Below are 18,767 nucleotides of genomic sequence, written 5' to 3' on the forward strand. Positions count from 1 at the left end.
ATCAGGCGTTGCCGATCGCGAGGAAATCATCCGCCTTCAGCGAGGCGCCACCAATCAGGCCCCCGTCGATGTCGGACATGGAAAACAGTTCGGCCGCATTGTCCGGCTTCACGCTACCGCCGTACAGGATGGCCATGCGCGATGCCACGCCAGCGTCCTTGCCCGCCACCTGCCCACGCAGGACGGCATGCACGGCTTGCGCCTGGGCGCTGGTGGCGGTCTTGCCGGTGCCGATCGCCCAGACGGGCTCATAGGCCAGAACAATCCGACCCAGCTGCTCGATAGACAGCGCATCCAGCACGGCTTGCAACTGACGACCGACCACGGCCTCGGTCTGCCCGGCCTCGCGCTCGGCCAGCGTCTCACCGACGCAGACCACGGGCACGATGCCAAATTCGAGCGCCCGTAGCGCCTTGGCCGCCACTGTGGTGTCGGTTTCGCCGTGATAGGTGCGACGCTCGGAATGGCCGACCAGCGCGTAGCTCACCCCGAACTCGGCCAGCATCGATGCCGCGACCTCGCCCGTGAAGGCGCCACGTGCTTCAGCCGACACATCCTGGGCACCCCAGGCCACTTGCGAGCCCGACAACAGCGTCTGGCACTGGGCAAGATAGGGGAACGGTGCGCAAACAGCCAGCGTCGCGCGGGCCGAAGCCGCCTTGATACCGTCGAGCAGCGCCGCATTGGCGGCCAGGCTGCCGTGCATCTTCCAGTTGCCGATGACCAGCTTTTGTCTCACAAGCGCCCCCTCTGAAATAAACCCGCTATTGTAGCGTGGCCGGAAGGGGTCCGCCACAACGGGCGGACAATTGCATACACGCCGCCGATCCGGCGCAACAGGACGCCCCGTCGCGCCGATCGGCCGTCCGTTACCAGGTCAGCACGATCTTGCCGATGTGCTCGCTCGACTCCATCAGGCGATGGGCGTCGGCAGCCTGCGCGGCCGGGAAGACCTGGTGGATCACCGGCTTGATCTTGCCGGCCGCCAGCAGCGGCCACACCTGCTGGTGCAGCGCTTCGGCAATCTTGCCCTTGAACGACGACGGACGGGGCCGCAGCGTCGAGCCCGTCACGGTGATCCGGCGGCGCAGGATGTCGCCCAGCGGAATCTCGGCCTTGCCGCCGCCCAGCAGGGCGATGATGACGATGCGGCCGTCATCGGCGATGCACGACAACTCGCGCGCCAGGTACGAGCCGGCCACCATGTCGAGGATCACGTCCACGCCCTTGCCTTCCGTTAGCGCCTTGACCTCGACCACGAAGTCCTGGGTCTTGTAGTTGATCGCGCGATCGGCGCCCAAGTCCTCGCAGGCCTTGCACTTCTCGTCGCTGCCAGCCGTCACGAAGACCTTGAAGCCGAGCGCCTTGGCGATCTGGATGGCGGTCGTGCCGATACCGCTCGAGCCGCCCTGGATCAGCAGCGTCTCGTCCTTGCCGCGCGGGCCCTGGCCCAGCAGGCCACGGTCGAACACATTGCTCCAGACCGTGAAGAAGGTCTCGGGCAGCGCGGCGGCTTCGATATCGGACAGGCCCGCCGGCACCGGCAGGCATTGCGCCACCGGGGCCGTGCACAGCTCGGCGTAGCCGCCGCCCTGCACCAGCGCGCAGACGCGGTCGCCCACCTTCAGGCCGAAGCGATTGTCGGCGTGCGACAGGTCGCCGCCCACCACCACGCCCGCCACTTCCAGGCCGGGCAGGTCAGAAGCACCCGGCGGCACCGGATAGTTGCCGGTGCGCTGGAACACATCGGGACGATTGATGCCGGCCGCCGCCACGCGGATCAGGACTTCGCCCGCCTTCGGCTCCGGATCGGGGCGCTCGGCCAGTTGCAGGACTTCGGGCGCGCCGTATTCACGGATCTCGATGGCTTTCATGATCGTTCCTCATCAGTGTGTCGTGCGTGGCATGCGGCCTGGGCAAACCCCATCCGCATGGAATGACCGGCAGTGTAAACAAAAAAGCGGCTGGACATCGCCAGCCGCTTTTTTGGTACTACGAGGACTACGGATACTGCCGAACCGGCTTACTGCTGGTCGGGCGAGGCCGGCGCCGCCGGGGCGTCGCTCTGGACGATCGGGCTGATGCTGCCGCCCTCTTCCGCCAGCGCTGCCTTCAACGACAGGCGCAGACGACCCTTCTCGTCGGCCTGGATCAGCTTCACGCGCACCTGCTGGCCTTCCTTCAGCCAGTCCTTGATGTCCTTCACGCGCTCATTGACGATCTCGCTGATGTGCAGCAGACCGTCCTTGCCCGGCAGGATGTTCACGATGGCGCCGAAGTCCAGCAGCTTCAGCACGGTACCGGCGTAGATCTTGCCCACTTCGGCTTCCGCGGTGATGCCCTCGATGCGGCGCTTGGCTTCCGCCATGCCTTCGGTCGAGGTCGACGCGATCGTGATCGTGCCGTCTTCGCCGATGTCGATGGTCGTACCGGTTTCCTTGGTCAGGGCCTGGATGGTCGAGCCGCCCTTGCCGATGACTTCGCGGATCTTGTCCGGATGGATCTTCATCGTGATCATGCGCGGTGCGTGTGCCGACAGTTCGGTACGCGCATGGCCCATCGCGCCCTGCATGTTCTGCAGGATGTGGATGCGGCCTTCGCGGGCTTGCGCCAGCGCCACCTGCATGATTTCCTTCGTGATGCCCTGGACCTTGATGTCCATCTGCAGCGCGGTAATGCCCGCGTCGGTGCCGGCCACCTTGAAGTCCATGTCGCCCAGGTGATCTTCATCACCGAGGATGTCGGTCAGCACGGCAAACTTGTTGCCTTCGAGGATCAGGCCCATGGCCACGCCGGCCACGTGTGCCTTGACCGGAACGCCGGCGTCCATCAGTGCCAGGCAGCCGCCGCAGACCGAAGCCATCGACGACGAACCGTTCGATTCGGTGATTTCCGACACCAGGCGGATCGTGTACGCGAACTCGTCGTCCTTCGGCAGGACCGGAATCAGCGCGCGCTTGGCCAGACGGCCGTGACCGATTTCACGACGCTTCGGGCTACCCACGCGGCCCGTCTCGCCAGTGGCGAACGGGGGCATGTTGTAGTGGAGCATGAAGCGGTCGCGGTATTCGCCAGCCAGCGCGTCGATGATCTGCTCGTCGCTCTTGGTACCCAGCGTGGCCACCACCAGCGCCTGGGTTTCCCCACGCGTGAACAGGGCCGAGCCGTGCGCGCGCGGCAGCACCGACGAGCGGATCTCGATCGGGCGCACGGTGCGCGTGTCGCGGCCGTCGATGCGCGGCTCGCCGGCCAGGATCTGGCCACGGACGATCTTCGCTTCGAGGTCGAACAGGATGTTGCCGACTTCCACCTTCTCGGCTTCCACGCCAGCTTCGGCCAGACCAGTCGTCACCGAGGCGTAGACTTCCTTCAGCTTCTGGCTGCGGGCCGACTTCTGGCGCAGCTGGTAGGCTTCCTGCAGCAGCGGCAGGCCGATCTCGCCAACCTTGGCGATCAGCGGCTCGTTCTTGGCTGCCGGGGCCCAGTCCCACTCGGGCTTGCCGCCGTCGCGCACCAGGTCGTGGATCGCGTTGATGGCGATCTGCATCTGCTCATGGCCGTACACCACGGCGCCCAGCATCACTTCTTCCGACAGCTGTTGCGCTTCCGATTCCACCATCAGCACGGCACGCTCGGTACCGGCCACCACCAGGTCCAGGTCGGACGCGGCGATCTGCGAGCGGGTCGGGTTCAGCAGGTACTGGCCATCCTTGTAGCCCACGCGGGCGGCGCCCACCGGACCATTGAAGGGGATGCCCGACACGGCCAGCGCGGCGGACGCGCCGATCAGCGCGGGGATGTCGGCCGGCACTTCCGGGTTGATCGACAGCACGTGGATCACCACCTGCACTTCGTTGTAGAAGCCTTCCGGGAACAGCGGGCGCAGCGGACGGTCGATCAGGCGCGAGGTCAGCGTCTCGTTTTCCGACGGACGGCCTTCACGCTTGAAGAAGCCACCGGGGATCTTGCCGGCAGCGTAGGTCTTTTCGATGTAGTCGACGGTCAGCGGGAAGAAGTCCTGGCCCGCCTTCGGGCTCTTGGCGGCCACCACGGTGGCCAGCACCACGGTGTCTTCCACGTCGACGATCACGGCGCCGCCAGCCTGGCGGGCGACTTCGCCGGTTTCCATGCGGACCGTATGCTGGCCCCATTGGAATTCCTTGACGATCTTGTTGAACATGGTCATGAGCGTTTCCTTGATACATGCATGCGGGGCGCACACACGCGCGCCCCGCGACGCCTGCGCTCACAGCGGCAGGCGAACTGCCGGATTCATGCCGGTCGCAGTCTCAGGGAAGTGCTATGCCATTCCATCGCGGCACCACCAGGCTGGCGATGCGGCGATGGAATGACACAAAACCCCGGTTCCTTGGCCGACTCCGGTCACAGAGCAATATAAAGAGCGAGGTAACTTACTCCGTTACACGTCTTGGCGCAACGGGCGTCCGGGCCGCTTGGCCAGGACAATTTAGTGAAGCAAACATCACAATCAACGCCGACCCAGCGGGTGTGCCGCCGGGCCAGAAAAGCAAAATGCCTGCCTCAGCAGAGCTGACGCAGGCATCGCGGCCTCACGTGAAATCGTGCAGGAACAACTTGTGCAGGATTCGTGCTGCCATCCGCAGACCTTACTTACGCAGGCCCAGCTTTTCGATCAGGGTGCGGTAACGGTCGGCGTCGTTGGCCTTGAGGTAGTCCAGCAGGCGGCGACGACGGCTCACCATGCGCAGCAGACCGCGGCGGCTGTGGTGATCCTTCATGTTGGCCTTGAAGTGGGGGGTCAGTTCGTTGATGCGGGTGGTCAACAGAGCGACCTGAACTTCGGGGCTACCCGTGTCGTTGGTGCCGCGGGCGAACTGCTTGATAACTTCGGACTTGTTGGCGATTGCCATGATGGTTTCCTTTCACTTGCGAACGCTGCAGCGCGGAATGCGCCACCTGCGTCGTGCCTTGAAGCCTGGTATGGACTGAGGCATGTGCCGTGCGCAGGGGTCCTTGCACGACAGCCGCGGATTATAGCCGAATTTGCCGGCGCGGCGAAATTCATCCGCGCGGCCTGCCTGATCAGCCCGCCGGGCGCTCCATACGGCACGTGGTGGGCAGCGTGGTCTGGGCCGTCTTGAGCTTCTTTACCGTGCGGAAGCCGTAGCCAGAACCTTCGTTGTCGAAGCGCACGTCCCCGCCCTGCTTCGCCATGACCGAGACATAGAGCGGCTGCAGCACCTGGTGGTCGTCCGCGCGCACGGTGGCGTCGTGGAAATCGTTGGTGAAGCGCATGTTCTCGAGCGCCAGCGCCACCTTGACCGCCTCCGTGGTACCAGCCTGGGTGATGGCCCGCGCCAGCATTTCCACCATCATCTGCATGCGCAGGTGCACGTAGTCGTCGCGCGGCTCGGGGTAGCGGGTGCGGAACGCCTGGTAGAAGGCGTCGGACGCCGCGCCGCCCACGTTCGGATGCCATTCGGCCACCGCCAGCACACGGCCCACGCCGGCATCGCCCATCGCCGCCGGCGCGCCCAGGCCGTTGCCATAGAAGGTATAGAAGCGGGCGCCCAGCCCACCCTCGCGCGCGGCCTTGACCATCAGCGTCAGGTCATTGCCCCAGTTGCCGGTGATCACCGCGTCGGCGCCACTGGCCTTGATCTTGGCGATGTACGGCGCGAAATCCTTGATCTTGCCGATCGGGTGGAATTCGTCGCCCACGATCTGGATGTCCGGCCGCTTGGCCGCCAGCATCTCACGTGCCGATTTCGCCACTTGATGGCCGAAGCTGTAGTCCTGGTCGATCAGATAGACCTTCCGCACCGCGTGTTCGCCGCGAATCGCCTCGGTCAGCGCCTGCATGCGCATGTCCGAACTCGCGTCGAAGCGGAAATGCCAGAAACTGCAATTCTCGTTGGTCAGCGCGGGATCGACGGCCGAGTAGTTGAGGAACAGCACGCGTGCGTCCGGCTGGCGCATGTTGTGGCGGTTGATCGCCGCCACGAGCGCCCCGGCCACGGCCGAGCTGTTGCCCTGCAGTACAAACGGGATGCGCTTGTCCACCAGCGAGCGGAACTGGATCAGGCTCTCATCGACATTGCCCTTGCTGTCGAACGTGACCAATTCCAGCGGCCGGGCGCCCTCGGCGGTCTTCACCCCGCCCCGCGCGTTCACGCGGTCGATGGCGATGCGCAGGTTGCGCGCCACGGCGTCCCCTGCGTTGGCGAACGGGCCGGACAGCCCCTCGATCATGCCAAGCCGGATCGGCGCGCCAGCCTCGCCCTGGGCATGCCCGCTCCCCGCCAGGCACAGCAGCGTCGCCGCCAGCCATGCACGCCACGGGCCGCGCCGCCGCCCTTTTTCCGCTCCGGACATCCTCACTCCTGTTCTACATCGCACAACAAAGGCGTGGATGGTACGGCAGTGGGGCCGATGGCGGCAATCCCACCAAAAAAGCAGCGTGTGATGCACACCAGCGCCCGAGCGGACTACACTTCCAGCATTCGTACGATTGCCAGTCGAGAAATCCCATGACCTCCCCCCTCCGCTTCGCCGGCCGCCGGCTGGCCCAGACCGTGGCCCTGGGCCTGGGTGCCGCCCTGCTCGCCGCCTGTTCCGCCCTCGCCCCGGTCGATACCGGCCTGAAACTGGTCGGCCAGCCCGAGAGCGCCGTGATGGCCACCTTCGGCAAGCCCACCGACATCTTTAAGCTCGACGACGGCACCGTGCGCTGGTTCTATTCGAAACAGCCGCTGGGCCAGGAATCGTACGCCGCTGACTTCGACAAGAATGGCAATCTGACGAATTTCCGCCAGATGCTCCGAACGCCGGAACTGTACAAGGCGCAGGTCAATGTCTGGACCAAGAAAGACGTGCTCGAGCACTTCGGTGCCCCGCGCGAGCCAAACCAGTACTTTCCGCTGATGAAACGCGAGGTGTGGAGCTACCGGTTCCGTCACGAGGACCAGTGGTACTCGCTGTTCAACTTCTATTTCGATGACGCCGGCGTGCTGCGCCAGACCCAGATCACGCCCGATCCGCTGTACGACCGCTCCGATCGTCGCTGACCCGCATCGCTTGCAAACATCGCAATCCAACGAAAAACCGCCCGTCGTCGCGGGATAGGCGACTGACGGGCGGTTGATGGTCGCGGAGGCCTTGTGAGCCCCCGGCGCCGGCACGCGGATCGGGGATCAGATCTGCGGGTTGATCTTCTGTACGGCCTTGTCGTGCAGCTTGTTCAAGGCGGCCAGGTAGGCCTTGGCCGATGCCGCGACGATGTCCGGATCGGTGCCCACGCCGTTGACGATGCGGCCGGCCTTCGACAGGCGCACGGTCACTTCGCCCTGCGCCTGGGTGCCGGTGGTGATCGCGTTCACCGAGTACAGCACCAGTTCCGCGCCGCTGTTGACCTTGCCTTCGATGGCGTGCATGGTGGCGTCCACCGGGCCATTGCCCTCGGCTTCGCCGGTCTGCTCGCTGCCATCCATATTGAATACCACGCGCGCATGCGGGCGCTCGCCGGTCTCGGAGCGCTGCGACAGCGACACGAAGCGGTAGTGCTCGTTCACGTCGTGCGCCTCATCCGAAACGATGGCCATGATGTCTTCGTCGAAGATCTCGGCCTTCTGGTCGGCCAGTTCCTTGAAGCGGCCGAAGGCGGCGTTGACTTCGCTCTCGCTCTCGAGTTCGATGCCCAGCTCCTGCAGGCGCTGCTTGAACGCATTGCGGCCCGAGAGCTTGCCCAGCACGATCTTGTTGGCGCTCCAGCCCACGTCCTCCGCGCGCATGATCTCGTAGGTGTCACGCGCCTTGAGCACGCCATCCTGGTGGATGCCGGAGGCATGCGCGAAGGCGTTGGCGCCCACCACGGCCTTGTTCGGCTGCACCACGAAACCGGTGATCTGCGATACCAACTTGGATGCCGGCACGATCTGCGTGGTGTCGATGTTCACGTCCATATCGAAGTAGTCGCGGCGCGTCTTCACGGCCATTACCACCTCTTCCAGGCTCGTGTTGCCGGCCCGCTCGCCGAGGCCGTTGATCGTGCACTCGATCTGGCGCGCGCCACCCAGTTTCACGGCGGCCAGCGAGTTGGCCACGGCCATGCCCAGGTCGTTATGGCAGTGCACCGACCAGACAGCCTTGTCCGAGTTGGGGATGCGCTCGCGCACCGAGCGGATCAGGTCCGCGTAGCCTTCCGGCACCGCGTAGCCCACCGTATCGGGCAGGTTGATCGTGGTCGCGCCTTCGGCAATCACGCCCTCGAGCACGCGGCAGAGGAAGTCCATGTCCGAACGGCTGCCGTCTTCTGGCGAAAATTCGATGTCGTCGGTGAACTGGCGCGCGAAGCGCACGGCCAGGCGCGCCTGCTCGTACACCTGGTCCGGCGTCATGCGCAGCTTCTTCTCCATGTGCAGCGCCGAGGTGGCGATGAACGTGTGGATCCGGAACGAGTTGGCGGGCTTGAGGGCCTCCGCGGCACGGGCGATGTCCTTGTCGTTGGCGCGGGCCAGCGAGCAGATCGTCGAATCCTTGATCACCTGGGCGATCGAGCGGATGGCTTCGAAGTCACCATTGGAACTAGCCGCAAAGCCTGCCTCGATCACATCGACCCTCAGGCGTTCCAGCTGGCGCGCGATGCGAATCTTCTCTTCGCGGGTCATCGAGGCGCCGGGCGACTGCTCGCCGTCACGCAAGGTGGTATCGAAAATGATGAGTTTGTCAGACATTTTGTGGAGCTCCTGGGCTGTACCTTGTTGTGTGCCGTGCCGTCCCGTCCTTCTTGCCGTCGGGCGTCGCAGTCCTCGAAATGGAAATGCAAAACGCCCCGGCGTGCATGGTTGCAGGCCGGGGCGTTTGAAAACTAGGAAAATTCCTGGTGATTCCGCGCTAGGGCGATAGCGTCCCTTAGCGCGCGCGCGTCCCGACCCGATGGCCTAGTAGGCCACCTAGGGTGGTGCGGGCGAGTAGGGACTGGCGCGAAATCATGTCGGGGACTATATCCGGTTTGGCGCGCGCGTGCAAGGCGGGCTGACCCGAGCCGGTTTCAGCCCTTCGGCGGAATCCGCAGTTTCTGACCCGGATAGATCTTGTCCGGGTGCGAAAGCATCGGCTTGTTCGCTTCGAAGATCTTGTTGTAGTCCGCACCGTTGCCGTAGGCGGCCTGGGCAATGGCCCAGAGCGTGTCTCCCTTGACCACGGTATGCCACTGCGATTCGGTGGACTCCACGTTGACGGACATCTTGTCCTCCACCGACTCCACGCCCTCCACGTTGCCGGCGCACAGGATGATTTTCTCCCGGGTGGCCTGGTCCGGCGCCACGCCGAACACCGTCGCCTTGCCCTGCGACCCATCCACCTGGACCATCAGCCCGGTGGCGTCGAGCCCCATCTGCTTGATGTAATTTTCGATGGCATCGCCGGCGGCGCGGTTGGCGGCCTCCAGCTTCTCTGCCGAGGCATCCGCCTTGGCCGCATCCTGCGCAGCCTTGGCCTCGCCCTTGCCGAACAGCTTTTCGCCCGCTTCCTTGATGAAGTCAAACATACCCATGACATTCTCCTGACGGTGAGTGGAACGTAATGCGTAACGCGTGATGCGTGATGCGTGATGCGGATTGGGATACCGCTGGAACGACACAGGGCGCCCGAAGACGCCCTGTTGCCATGCTTGCTAGTTACCGCCGCCGAGACCGTCGGGTCCGCCGGCGCGTGCCTTGCGTACCTCGCCCGGCTCGCCGTGCAGCGCGCGCCAGGCCCACAGCAGGTAGCCCGACACGGCATAGGCCACGAACAGCCCGAACAGCGCTACCGGCGGATCGGTGGAAACCACCACGAACAGCACCAGCACGAGCACCATCATGCCGAAGGGCACGCGGTAGCGCACGTCCAGCGCCTTGCCGCTGTAGAACGGGGCGTTGGAGACCATCGACAGGCCCGCATAGAGCGTGATCGCAAAGGCGACCCACGGCATCCACAGCTCCCTGACCGGCAGCTTGTTATCGATGACCAGCCAGACAAAGCCGGCCACCAGGGCCGCCGCGGCCGGGCTCGGCAGGCCCTGGAAGAAGCGCTTGTCCACCACGCCGATATTGGCGTTGAAGCGCGCCAGGCGCAGCGCCGCGCAGGTGCAGTAGACGAACGCGGCGATCCAGCCCCACTTGCCGAGGTCGCGCAGGATCCAGGTGTACATGACCAGCGCCGGCGCCACGCCGAACGAGGTCATGTCCGAGAGCGAGTCGTACTGCTCGCCGAATGCGCTCTGCGTGTTGGTGATGCGCGCCACGCGGCCATCCATGCCGTCCAGCACCATGGCCGCGAAGATGGCGATGGCGGCCGAGTCGAAATGGCCGTTCATCGCCGCCACGATGGCGTAGAAGCCGGCGAACAGCGCGGCCGTGGTGAACGCATTGGGCAGCAGGTAGATGCCGCGCCGGCGCGGGCGCACGTACTCGATGTCCGGCCCTTCCTCGGCCTCGTCGTAGCCAGGGTCGTTGCGCAACTGGTTGCGGCGGAACGGTCGCAGATGCGTCACGTTGCCGATGCTGACGCGCTTGTTCCGTCGATTGAAGGCACCCATGCCAGCCTCTCCTATCAGTGTGGATGGCGGCGGCTTACTGCTGCGCGCCCTGCACGTCCAGTTCGGCCAGCACGGTCGACGAGGCGGACACCTTCTCGCCAATCGTCACGCGCGGCCGGGCATCCACGGGCAGGTACACGTCCACGCGCGAGCCGAAGCGGATGAAGCCGTAGCGCTGGCCACGCGAGATCGCGTCGCCCACCTTGGTGTAGCACAGGATCCGGCGCGCCACCAGCCCGGCCACCTGGACCAGCGTGACCACCTGGCCGTCCTGCGCGCGGCGGATCACGATGGCGTTGCGCTCGTTCTCCACCGACGCCTTGTCCAGATCGGCATTGACGAACTTGCCCGGGAAGTACTCGAGCTTCTCGACCTTGCCATCCACCGACGCGCGGTTCGAATGCACGTTGAACACGTTCATGAACACGCTGATCTTCAGCGCCTCGCGCCCGGCGTACGGGTCCTGGGTCTTCTCGACCACGACGATGCGGCCGTCGGCGGGTGCCAGCACGGCGTTGGGCGTCGACGGAATCGGCCGGGGCGGATCGCGGAAGAACTGGAGCACGAAGATCGTGAGAATCCACAGCGGCAGCGCCCACCAGAAACCTGCGCTGACATGCACCAGCAGCGAGATGACGAATGCGCCGGCCAGGAATGGCCAGCCTTCACGGGCGATCAGCGGATGAGGATAGTTCATGCAAGACTTGGTCTGAAGTTCAGGTAGAAACGATACGCCATGCCGCGCCGGCGCCAGGGGCTGGCCGCCGTGGGCAATTCAGGGGTATCGCCGCGAATAATAAGAAAGATTCGAGCCAACGCCCGAAAAAAGTCCGACAAGGATAACAAAAAGCCGTCCAGCCTCCGCCAAAATGCCTCACGCAACACTGCGCGGGGCCGGCGGCGGGCTGGACGGCCGAGGGCGGCGGGCCCGGGGGCCCCGCCCTGCCAGCTGTCGTCAGCTTAGTTCTTCGACTGGTCGACCAGCTTGTTCTTGGCAATCCACGGCATCATCGCGCGCAGCTTGGCACCCACTTCCTCGATCTGGTGCTCGGACGTCAGGCGACGGCGCGAGATCAGGGTCGGGGCGCCGGCCTTGTTCTCGAGCAGGAAGCTCTTGGCGTATTCGCCGGTCTGGATGTCGGTCAGGCATTGCTTCATGGCCTTCTTGGTCTCTTCCGTCACGACGCGCGGGCCGGTGACGTATTCGCCATATTCGGCGTTGTTCGAGATCGAGTAGTTCATGTTGGCGATGCCGCCTTCGTAGATCAGGTCGACGATCAGCTTCAGCTCGTGCAGGCACTCGAAGTAGGCCATTTCTGGCGCGTAGCCGGCTTCCACCAGCGTTTCGAAGCCAGCCTTGATCAGCTCGACGGTACCGCCGCACAGCACGGCCTGCTCGCCGAACAGGTCGGTTTCGGTTTCTTCGCGGAAGTTGGTCTCGATGATGCCGGCACGGCCGCCGCCGTTGGCGGTAGCGTACGACAGCGCGATGTCACGGGCGGCGCCGGACTTGTTCTGATGCACGGCGATCAGGTGCGGCACGCCGCCACCTTGCGAGTACGTCGAGCGCACCGTGTGGCCCGGGGCCTTCGGGGCGATCATGATCACGTCCAGGTCGGCACGCGGGATCACGGCGCCGTAGTGCACGTTGAAGCCGTGCGCGAAGGCCAGGGCGGCGCCTTCCTTGATGTTGCCGTGCACTTCGTTCTTGTACACGTCGGCGATCTGCTCGTCCGGCAGCAGGATCATGACCACGTCGGCGTTCTTGACGGCCTCGCCCACTTCCTTGACCTGCAGGCCGGCGTTGACGGCCTTGTTCCACGACGCGCCGCTCTTGCGCAGACCGACCGTCACGTTCACGCCCGAATCCTTCAGGTTCAGTGCGTGGGCGTGGCCTTGCGAGCCGTAGCCGATGATGGTGACGTTCTTGCCCTTGATCAGGGAGAGGTCGGCGTCCTTGTCGTAAAACACTTTCATGATGATTCCTTCGATTTTCTAAGTCTGCGTATAAGGGGTGGCGGCGTGGCGCGGGCGTTGGTTCCGATTCACGCGTCGCGCCGCCGGGGATACTGCGATTGGCTTGTGGCCGCTGCCGGGTGCGCCGGTCAGACCTTCAGGATGCGTTCGCCGCGGCCGATGCCGGAACCGCCCGTACGGACGGTTTCCAGGATCGCGGTGCGGTCGATGGCATCGAGGAACGCATCCAGCTTGCCGCCGTTGCCGGTCAGCTCGATGGTGTACGTCTTCTCGGTCACGTCGATGATGCGGCCCCGAAAGATGTCGGCGGTGCGCTTCATTTCCTCGCGCTCCTTGCCCACCGCGCGCACCTTCACGAGCATCAGCTCGCGCTCGATGTGCGCGCCTTCCGTCAGGTCCACCACCTTGACCACTTCCACCAGGCGGTTCAGGTGCTTGGTGATCTGTTCGATCACGTCGTCCGAACCGGTGGTGACAATGGTCATCCGCGACAGCGACGCATCCTCGGTGGGGGCCACCGTGAGCGTCTCGATGTTGTAGCCGCGCGCCGAAAACAGCCCCACCACGCGCGACAGCGCGCCGGGTTCGTTTTCCAGCAGGACCGAAATAATGTGTCGCATTACAGGTCCTCCGCGCCGAGCAGCATTTCGGAGATGCCCTTGCCCGCCTGGACCATCGGCCACACGTTCTCCGTGGGGTCGGTCTGGAAGTCCAGGAACACGGTGCGGTCCTTGAGGCGGAACGCCTCGCGCAGCGCCGGCTCCACATCGGCCGTCTTTTCCACGCGGATACCCACGTGGCCGAAGGCCTCGGCCAGCTTGACGAAGTCAGGCAGCGCGGTCATGTAGGAGTGCGAGTAGCGGTTGTCGTACTCGATCTCCTGCCACTGGCGCACCATGCCCAGATAGCCGTTGTTCAGCGAGCAGATCTTGACCGGGGTGTCGTACTGGAGGCAGGTGGACAGTTCCTGGATGCACATCTGGATAGAGCCTTCGCCCGTGATGGTCACCACTTCCTTGTCCGGGAACGCCTTCTTGATGCCCATGGCGTACGGCAGGCCCACGCCCATCGTGCCCAGGCCGCCGGAGTTGATCCAGCGGCGCGGCTCGTTGAACTTGTAGAACTGCGCGGCCCACATCTGATGCTGGCCCACGTCGGAGCAGATGAAGGCGTCGCCCTTGGTCAGTTCCCAGATCTTTTCCACCACGTACTGCGGCTTGATGATCTCGCTCTTGCGGTCGTACTTGAGGCAGTCCACCGAACGCCATTGCTCGATCTGGTCCCACCACTTGGCCAGGGCCTCGCGCTTGGGCTTGACGTCGCTGGCCTGCAGCTGGGCGATCAGTTCCTGGAGCACGTCCTTGACGTTGCCGACGATGGGAATGTCGACCTTCACGCGCTTCGAGATCGACGAGGGGTCGATATCGATATGGATGATCTTGCGCGCCTGCGCAGTGAAGTGCGCCGGGTTGCCGATCACGCGGTCGTCGAAGCGGGCGCCGATGGCGATCAGCACGTCGCAGTTCTGCATGGCCATATTGGCTTCATACGTCCCGTGCATGCCGAGCATGCCGAGGAACTGCTTGTGCGTGCCCGGGAACGCGCCCAGGCCCATCAGCGTGTTGGTGACCGGATGGCCCGTGATGGCGGCCAACTGGCGCAGCTCGTCGCTGGCATTGGCCAGCACCACGCCGCCGCCCGTATAGATATACGGACGCTCGGCGCCCTGCAGCAGCGCGACAGCCTTGCGGATCTGGCCCGAGTGCCCCTTGTTCACGGGGTTGTACGAGCGCATGTCGATCGTCTTCGGGTACTCGTACTTACACGAGTTCCGCGACACGTCCTTCGGAATGTCGACCACCACGGGGCCGGGACGGCCGGTGGCGGCGATGAAGAACGCCTTCTTGATCGTCGCGGCGAGGTCGCGCACATCCTTCACGAGGAAGTTGTGCTTGACGATCGGGCGCGTGATGCCGACGGTGTCGCATTCCTGGAAGGCATCCTGGCCGATGGCATGGGTCGGCACGTTGCCGGTGATCACCACCATCGGGATCGAGTCCAGGTAGGCGGTGGCGATGCCGGTCACGGCATTGGTCACGCCCGGGCCGGAAGTCACCAGGGCGACGCCGACCTTGCCCGTGGCGCGCGCGTAGCCATCCGCGGCATGGACCGCAGCCTGCTCGTGGCGCACCAGGATGTGCTCGAACTTCTTTTGCTTGTGGAGTTCGTCGTAGATGTACAGCACCGCGCCGCCGGGGTAGCCCCAGACGTATTCGACGCCTTCTTCGGCGAGTGCGTGACAGAGAATTTCCGCACCGATCATTTCGGGTGCGGCAGATGAATTGCTGTCTGCGTGGGAGAATTCCGCGCTGGGCATGTTCATTTCAGTCCTTTGCAATTTTCGGCAAAAAATTGTTTGGATGCTCTCTGCCGGGCTTGTGGCTCGGGTTCAAGCGGTGCGCGTCTGCATGAAGAGACCGCCTTATAAGCGGTCTGATGAGACAACCACTGATGTCGTGTGAACCGATGATGATACTGCAATGCACCAGCGTGGTCTATGGCCCCCTGGAGACTTTTTTGCAGACGCACCACGATGGCGCAACGGCCGCAAGCGACCCCTCCGTCATATTGTCTGCAAACTAATACAGCATCGCCCAAGCCGGCTGTTTTTTGCTAGCATCGCAGACATTTGCGACCCGCCGCGCGACTTTCGCGGCACATTCCTGCCTGCATGGCCACTGACCAGGAACTCTCAGACTTTCTCTCCAGCGTGGAACGACGTGCCTTCAAGCAGGCCGTATTCGCCGTGCGGGATGACGAAGCCGCGCTGGACATCGTGCAGGACGCCATGATCAAGCTGGCCGAAAAGTACGGCGACAAGCATGCCGCCGAGCTGGCGCCGCTGTTCCAGCGCATCCTGCAGAACACGATCCACGACTATTTCCGCCGCCAGAAAGTACGCAACACGTGGGTAACCCTGTTCTCGAACCTGCGCGACGACCGCGAAGGCGATGACAACGACCTGCTGGAAACTCTCGAGGCCCAGGCTGGGTCAGAATCCGCGGAAAGCAGCGCCGACAAGGTCGAGCGGGCACAGGTCATGCACATCATCGAGCAGGAAATCCAGCGTCTGCCCACGCGTCAACGCGAAGCTTTCCTGATGCGTTACTGGGAGGATATGGACGTGGCCGAGACGGCAGCCGCGATGGGCTGCTCGGAAGGCAGCGTCAAGACGCACTGTTCCCGTGCAACGCACACACTGGCGCAGGCCTTGCGCGCACGGGGGGTCCGACTATGAGCCGAAACGAACGAGATATACAGGAACGCCGCTTCGCCCGCGAGATCCGCTCGGCACTCGATGCCTCGGCGGATGCCGTGCCGGCGGACATTGCCGAACGGCTCGCCGCCGCGCGGCGCATGGCGCTGGCCGCGAAGAAAGCCGCCGCACCGGCCACGGTGCCACAATTCGCCCTGCCCGGCGGCCATGGCGCCATCTTCGACGATGAAGACGACTCGCCGCTGCACCGCGCTGGCGCATGGTTGCGCCGGCTCGCCCTGCTTTGGACGCTGGTGGCGCTGGTGGTCGGCGTGACCGGCATCTACCAGTGGCAGCAGCAGAAGCGCGTGGAGGAGCTGGCCGACGTGGACGCCGCCATGCTGCTGGACGACCTGCCGCCCACGGCCTACGCCGACCAGGGCTTCCACGTGTTCCTCAAGCACGACCGCGATCAATAGGATGGCGCGCGCTCACTTCCGCTCCGACGCCGCCCCGCGCCGGCTGGCCCGATTCACCGCGCTGTGCGCCAGCCTTGGCGCCGTGGTTGCGCTGGCCTCGGGCGAGTTGACGCAGGCCGCCGAAGCCCACGAGGTCCGTGCGGGCGCCTCGGCGCCGGCCGTGGTCCATGTGCATCCGACCTGGGTCGAACTGACCCCGACGCACCAGCAGATCCTCGCCCCGCTGCGCCCGCTCTGGGACACCATCCCCGAACTCAACCGCCGCAAGTGGCAGCGTATTGCCGATCGCTACCCGTCGCTGAAGCCCGAGGAACAGGCGCGGCTGCAGGAACGGATGGCCGAATGGGTCAAGATGACGCCGCAGGAACGCCGCGTGGCGCGCGAGAACTACCAGATCACCCGTACGGTGCCGGCCGAGAAGAAGGCCGATGCGTGGGATCGCTATCAACAGCTTCCCGAGGCGCAGAAGAAGGAACTGGCGGCAGCCGAGAAGGTGCCGCGCCGCCCCGGCGCAGTGAGCGGCCTGCCTTCCGGCAAGCGTCTGCCGACCGATTCCGGCCACCAGATCCGCGTCAATAAACCCGCCAGCGGTGCCGCCGCGCTGCCCCCAGCGCTGACAGCATCGACACCGGCGTCGCCGGCCTCGGCACCGGTCGCCGCCGCACCCGTGCCGGTCACGCCCGCAACGCCGCCGGAAGTTGCGGCTTCGGCACCCGCAGCACAACCGGCCACCGAGTCGCTTTCGCCGCCGGTCACCGGCGAGGCGGCGACCGACATCCCGATCAGTCCGCCCGACTCCCCCCGCCAGTAACACCTTCCCGGCCACCTTCCCGGCCGCGCGGCGCGCCGCCCCGGATTTGGCATAATTGCCGCTCACCCGGAACCCGCGCCATGCCTGCCGCCAGCCCTGCCTCCCCCGCTTCTCCCGCTTCCATGCCGTCGCGCGCCCCGCGCACGCCCACGCTGCGCCGCCGCCTGACCTGCATGCTCTATGAGGGCGTGCTGCTGTTCGGGGTGCTGATGGCCGCCAGCGCGGTCTATCTGCTGGCGCGCCCGCTGCTCCAGCGCCTCGGTATCGACCAGCCCTATGTCGATCAGGCCTGGATGTTCGTCGTACTGGCCTGCTATTTCACGTGGTTCTGGCAGCGCAACGGCCAGACGCTGGCGATGCAGACGTGGCGCATCCGCCTCGAGACGGCTGCCGGCCAGCCGCCGCACTGGACCCGCGCGCTGCTGCGCTATGTGCTGGCCTGGCTGTGGCTGCCGCCCGCGGCGGCGGTCGGCCATGCGCTCGGGCTCACGCGCGGGCCGTTCGTCGGCGCGCTGGTGGCCGGTCTGCTGGTGTGGATTGCGCTGGCGTGGCTCGACCCGCGCCGCCAGTTCCTGCATGACCGGCTGGCCGGCACGCGCCTGATTGACCTGCGTGATCTGCGCGACCCGCGCCCGGCCGCGAAGTCATGAGCCTGACGGCGGCCGCCCTGCGCCGCGTGGCTGTGGCCGCGCAGACGCTGGCGGCCGGCGGCCTCGCGGCAGGGTTGGCCGGATGGGCGGGCTGGCCGTGGCCGCTCGCCATTGGCGCGGCGCTGCTGACGGTGGTAATGGGCTTCGGCATCGGTGTAGGGGTTGCCTTTATCGCCACGCTGGGCGGCGCCGGCATCGCGCTGGATGCACGCCTTCCCCATCCCTCCGACACGCCCCCGCGCCAGCCGCTCGGCCTCTCCGGCGCGCTCGCCTGCTATCTTTCGGAATGCCGCGCGGTCTTCCGCATGTTCAACTGGCTCCAGCCATTCCGCTCGCGCATCACCTTTGACTCGCCCGCCAATGCCGACGCGCCGACGGTGCTGCTCGTACACGGCTACGGCTGCAATCACGCGATCTGGCTTGACATGGCGCCCACGCTGGCCGCCGCCGGCTATCGCTGCGAAGGGATCGACCTCGAACCCGTGCTGGGCGATATCGACGACTACGCGCCGACCCTGCTCGCCCGCATGCGCGGGATCGCCGCGCGCACGGGCCAGGCGCCGCTCGTGGTCTGCCACAGCATGGGCGGACTCGCCGCACGGGCCGCGCAGGTGCTAGCGTTGCGGGAGAGCGATGATCCGCCCTGCTCAGGCATCGTCACCCTTGGCTCGCCCCATCACGGCTGCGCCCTCGCCCGCTTCGGCGGCGGCCGCAATGCGCGGCAGATGCGCTGGCACAGCCCGTGGCTGAAGGCGTTGGCGCTGGCTGAGACGCCGGCCTTGCGCGCGCGCATCGTCTCGGTGTTCAGTTGGCACGACTCCATCGCCGGCCCCCCGGGCACCTCCTGGCTCGACGGCGCGCGCAACGTGCCGCTGGCCGGCATCGGCCATGTTTCCCTGCTGCGCCACCCGCGCGCCGTGGACGCCACGCTGGCCGCCCTCGCCTCGCTACGCACCCCGGCGCCACAACAAACCCCACAACAAACCCCACAACGCACCTCGATCTTCATGTGACATTCATGTTTCCGTCACGG

The 18,767-nt window shown here is 65.4% G+C and carries 18 protein-coding genes; 6 read left to right on the top strand and 12 right to left on the bottom strand.

Annotated elements, in window-relative coordinates; genetic code table 11:
- Position 1: 1 nt before the first annotated feature.
- From tpiA to AC1EJR_RS09195, 5 genes are all read right to left on the bottom strand, one after another.
- The gene (gene tpiA / locus AC1EJR_RS09175) at positions 2 to 739 is read right to left on the bottom strand and encodes a triose-phosphate isomerase (RefSeq protein WP_441591975.1); all 738 of its coding nucleotides are present in this window, start codon (positions 737 to 739) and stop codon (positions 2 to 4) included.
- A gap of 130 nt (positions 740 to 869) precedes the next feature.
- Positions 870 to 1,874, bottom strand: coding sequence for an NAD(P)H-quinone oxidoreductase (locus AC1EJR_RS09180; RefSeq protein ID WP_477105059.1), 1,005 nt, complete (start codon positions 1,872 to 1,874; stop codon positions 870 to 872).
- A 149-nt stretch (positions 1,875 to 2,023) separates the two neighbouring features.
- Entirely contained in the window at positions 2,024 to 4,186 is a 2,163-nt protein-coding gene (gene pnp, locus AC1EJR_RS09185; protein ID WP_441591971.1) for a polyribonucleotide nucleotidyltransferase, read from the bottom strand.
- Positions 4,187 to 4,628: 442 nt separating this feature from the next.
- Complete coding sequence (gene rpsO / locus AC1EJR_RS09190; RefSeq protein ID WP_092292379.1) at positions 4,629 to 4,892, bottom strand: 30S ribosomal protein S15; 264 nt, start codon at positions 4,890 to 4,892, stop codon at positions 4,629 to 4,631.
- Between the two features lie 172 nt (positions 4,893 to 5,064).
- Positions 5,065 to 6,357: a branched-chain amino acid ABC transporter substrate-binding protein gene (locus AC1EJR_RS09195; protein WP_441591969.1), complete on the bottom strand. Its 1,293-nt coding sequence runs from the start codon at positions 6,355 to 6,357 to the stop codon at positions 5,065 to 5,067.
- A gap of 155 nt (positions 6,358 to 6,512) precedes the next feature.
- Between AC1EJR_RS09195 and AC1EJR_RS09200 the strand changes: the two genes are divergently transcribed.
- Positions 6,513 to 7,049, top strand: a complete 537-nt coding sequence (locus AC1EJR_RS09200) for a hypothetical protein (RefSeq protein ID WP_092292375.1) — start codon at positions 6,513 to 6,515, stop codon at positions 7,047 to 7,049.
- Between the two features lie 126 nt (positions 7,050 to 7,175).
- On the opposite strand, the gene AC1EJR_RS09205 is transcribed toward AC1EJR_RS09200, so the two are convergent.
- The 7 genes from AC1EJR_RS09205 to AC1EJR_RS09235 all read right to left on the bottom strand — a co-directional run bounded on the left by AC1EJR_RS09205 (position 7,176) and on the right by AC1EJR_RS09235 (position 14,921).
- A complete protein-coding gene (locus AC1EJR_RS09205) occupies positions 7,176 to 8,714 on the bottom strand; it encodes a 2-isopropylmalate synthase (RefSeq protein ID WP_092292373.1) in 1,539 nt (512 codons plus the stop codon).
- A gap of 317 nt (positions 8,715 to 9,031) precedes the next feature.
- Positions 9,032 to 9,535, bottom strand: coding sequence for a peptidoglycan-binding protein LysM (lysM, locus tag AC1EJR_RS09210; RefSeq protein WP_092292371.1), 504 nt, complete (start codon positions 9,533 to 9,535; stop codon positions 9,032 to 9,034).
- 120 nt (positions 9,536 to 9,655) lie between these two features.
- Positions 9,656 to 10,561, bottom strand: coding sequence for a CDP-diacylglycerol--serine O-phosphatidyltransferase (pssA, locus tag AC1EJR_RS09215; protein ID WP_092292369.1), 906 nt, complete (start codon positions 10,559 to 10,561; stop codon positions 9,656 to 9,658).
- 34 nt (positions 10,562 to 10,595) lie between these two features.
- Entirely contained in the window at positions 10,596 to 11,258 is a 663-nt protein-coding gene (locus AC1EJR_RS09220) for a phosphatidylserine decarboxylase (protein WP_092292367.1), read from the bottom strand.
- Positions 11,259 to 11,521: 263 nt separating this feature from the next.
- Positions 11,522 to 12,538: a ketol-acid reductoisomerase gene (gene ilvC / locus AC1EJR_RS09225; RefSeq protein ID WP_092292365.1), complete on the bottom strand. Its 1,017-nt coding sequence runs from the start codon at positions 12,536 to 12,538 to the stop codon at positions 11,522 to 11,524.
- Between the two features lie 128 nt (positions 12,539 to 12,666).
- The gene (gene ilvN / locus AC1EJR_RS09230) at positions 12,667 to 13,158 is read right to left on the bottom strand and encodes an acetolactate synthase small subunit (RefSeq protein ID WP_008643328.1); all 492 of its coding nucleotides are present in this window, start codon (positions 13,156 to 13,158) and stop codon (positions 12,667 to 12,669) included.
- On the bottom strand, positions 13,158 to 14,921 hold the full coding sequence (locus AC1EJR_RS09235; RefSeq protein WP_092292363.1) for an acetolactate synthase 3 catalytic subunit: 1,764 nt from the start codon (positions 14,919 to 14,921) through the stop codon (positions 13,158 to 13,160). The genes ilvN and AC1EJR_RS09235 overlap by 1 nt, the downstream gene beginning before the upstream one ends.
- A 348-nt stretch (positions 14,922 to 15,269) precedes the next feature.
- On the opposite strand from AC1EJR_RS09235, the gene AC1EJR_RS09240 reads away from it, so the two are divergent.
- The 5 genes from AC1EJR_RS09240 to AC1EJR_RS09260 all read left to right on the top strand — a co-directional run bounded on the left by AC1EJR_RS09240 (position 15,270) and on the right by AC1EJR_RS09260 (position 18,747).
- The gene (locus tag AC1EJR_RS09240; RefSeq protein WP_092292361.1) at positions 15,270 to 15,836 is read left to right on the top strand and encodes an RNA polymerase sigma factor; all 567 of its coding nucleotides are present in this window, start codon (positions 15,270 to 15,272) and stop codon (positions 15,834 to 15,836) included.
- Positions 15,833 to 16,273 (top strand): DUF3619 family protein, encoded by a 441-nt coding sequence (locus tag AC1EJR_RS09245; protein ID WP_092292359.1) that lies wholly within the window; start codon positions 15,833 to 15,835, stop codon positions 16,271 to 16,273. The genes AC1EJR_RS09240 and AC1EJR_RS09245 overlap by 4 nt, the downstream gene beginning before the upstream one ends.
- A gap of 1 nt (position 16,274) precedes the next feature.
- Positions 16,275 to 17,084 carry a DUF3106 domain-containing protein gene (locus AC1EJR_RS09250; RefSeq protein WP_441591965.1) on the top strand — a complete coding sequence of 270 codons (810 nt, stop codon included), beginning with the start codon at positions 16,275 to 16,277 and terminating at the stop codon, positions 17,082 to 17,084.
- A gap of 80 nt (positions 17,085 to 17,164) precedes the next feature.
- The gene (locus tag AC1EJR_RS09255) at positions 17,165 to 17,734 is read left to right on the top strand and encodes an RDD family protein (RefSeq protein ID WP_454756912.1); all 570 of its coding nucleotides are present in this window, start codon (positions 17,165 to 17,167) and stop codon (positions 17,732 to 17,734) included.
- Positions 17,731 to 18,747: a lipase family alpha/beta hydrolase gene (locus AC1EJR_RS09260; RefSeq protein ID WP_477105061.1), complete on the top strand. Its 1,017-nt coding sequence runs from the start codon at positions 17,731 to 17,733 to the stop codon at positions 18,745 to 18,747. The genes AC1EJR_RS09255 and AC1EJR_RS09260 overlap by 4 nt, the downstream gene beginning before the upstream one ends.
- Positions 18,748 to 18,767: the final 20 nt, after the last annotated feature.

Source organism: Cupriavidus sp. 05T42 (genome assembly GCF_056396345.1).